The 1,885-nt window shown below is 65.2% G+C and carries 2 protein-coding genes; one reads left to right on the forward strand and one right to left on the reverse strand.

Annotation, left to right across the window (positions count from 1 at the left end; translation table 11 throughout):
- Window positions 1–1,173, reverse strand: a 1,173-nt coding sequence (locus tag WBQ44_RS11430) for a DEAD/DEAH box helicase (RefSeq protein ID WP_495566806.1), incomplete at its 3' end; no start/stop codon positions are given.
- Window positions 1,174–1,287: 114 nt separating this feature from the next.
- Here WBQ44_RS11430 and WBQ44_RS11435 point away from each other — a divergent pair.
- On the forward strand, window positions 1,288–1,800 hold the full coding sequence (locus tag WBQ44_RS11435; protein WP_495566807.1) for a DUF4262 domain-containing protein: 513 nt from the start codon (window positions 1,288–1,290) through the stop codon (window positions 1,798–1,800).
- Window positions 1,801–1,885: the final 85 nt, after the last annotated feature.

Raw genomic sequence — 1,885 nt, forward strand, 5'->3', positions numbered from 1 at the left:
GCCCGGCGGTGTTCGGGCGCCGGTGGTTTCGCGCAGGTGCGGGCTCGACGCATCGACGTCGCGAAACCGGGTTACGATGCCGGCGTCGGCCGCGAGGCTGCTCACCTCCGCTTCCTGGGCGGGCAGCACCAGGGTGACGACGATGCCCGCCCTACCGGCCCGTGCCGTTCTGCCCGCGCGATGGGTGTAGTCCTTCGCGTCGGCGGGCGGATCGACGTGCAGCACGAGCGAGACGGTGTCGATGTCGATACCGCGTGCGGCGACGTCGGTAGCCACCAACACGGGTGTGGAGCCGTCCGTGAACGCGGCGAGCGTGTGCGTGCGGTGCGCCTGAGACTTGCCGCCGTGTAGAGCGCCTGCAGCTATTCCTGCTGCGACGAGCTTGTCGGCGAACCGGTCCACGGCATGTTTCGTCCGGAGGAAAACGATGGTACTTCCGTCGCGAGCTGCGATCGACGCGGCGATGTCGTCCCTCGAGCCGAGAGTCACCCGGAAGAAGTGATGCTCGACGACGGACGTCTGATCGGTGGCGGCCTCGGCATGATGAACAGCGGGGGAGCGTAGATATTTCGCGACGAGCCCGTCGACTTCGCCGTCGAGCGTTGCCGAGAACAGCATTCTTTGACCATAGGTCGGAGTTCGGTCGAGCAGCGCCGTCACCTGCGGTAGAAATCCGAGATCGGCCAGCCGGTCCGCTTCGTCGACGACGGTGATCGACACGTCGGCCAACGAAAGCTCGGTGGCGTTCACCAGGTCCTCCAATCGTCCTGGTGTCGCCACGACGACATCGACGCCACGCGCCAATCTGTCCGTCTGCTTCTTGATCGGGACTCCACCGACCACGCCGACCATGCGAACGCCCGACGCCAGGGCGGGTTCTTCGAGTGCTTTCTCGATCTGCAGTACGAGCTCACGTGTGGGAGCGAGTATCAACGCCCGGGGATGCCATCGTCGACTGCTGCTGCCGGACAGCCGGTGGAGCATCGGTAGTCCGAAGGCCAAGGTTTTACCGGATCCGGTGGGCGCCTTTCCCAGTACGTCGCGCCCCGACATTGCATCCGGAATCGCCGCTTGCTGTATCGGGAACGGGTTGTCCACGCCGAGCCTGCGCAGGGCATGAACGACGACTGGACGCAGCCCCAGTTCGGAGAACGGGGACGCGGGACCGGGCATAGCGGAACACTACCGCGCACCGCCGGACGCGCAGTCGCGCGTTTCGTGTCGGTGGCATCGGTCACTGTCGTCGTACGAACATACGTTCGAAGCGTCGGCAACCGAGGGGGAGTTATGTGCGCCATGTGCGGTGGACAGTCACTGAAGGAGTACGTCACCGGAATGCACGAGCTGATAGGTCGGCACGGTTGGGCCCTGCAATACGTATCCGATGCAGACGCCGACGATTCGCTCGCGGATACGGACGAAACGGTGATCGTTCCCGCGTTCTGCTACACGATCGGGTTGACCGCCTACGATCACCCGGAGTTGATCATCACGGGCCGGTCGGCGCACGAAGCGGCGAGCGTCCTCAACGAGTTGGCGCGGCGCGTTGCTCTCGGTTTCGCGCAGTTCGAAGCCGGATTACTGTGCAGCGCAGGTGGTTTCGAGCTTTCGTTCGTCGACGTTCCGGACAGACGGGAGTGGCTGGCGATGGCGTCGCTCGTCTACCCACTCGATGAGATCGAAGCCCTGCAAGCGGTGTGGCGGGACGTCAACGGTCACCTTCCCTGGGAAGGGCCGTACCCATCCACTATCGTGCAGCCGGTCCTGGGCGCGCCCCGCGGCTGGGACGACGTCGACTAGATACCCGCACCCGGCTGCGACGCCGGAGGTCGCGCTAGATGACCTCCGGCGTCGCAGCACGTGCGGGCTTCGATCAGGCCTCTAC

This window comes from Rhodococcus sp. (in: high G+C Gram-positive bacteria) (assembly GCF_049591685.1).
In the GTDB taxonomy this organism is placed as follows: Bacteria; Actinomycetota; Actinomycetes; order Mycobacteriales; family Mycobacteriaceae; genus Rhodococcoides.

Bases quoted from the DNA above. Each gene is read 5' to 3' on its own strand.
- WBQ44_RS11435 (WP_495566807.1), top strand. From the start codon at position 1,288: ATGTGCGCCATGTGCGGTGGACAGTCACTGAAGGAGTACGTCACCGGA.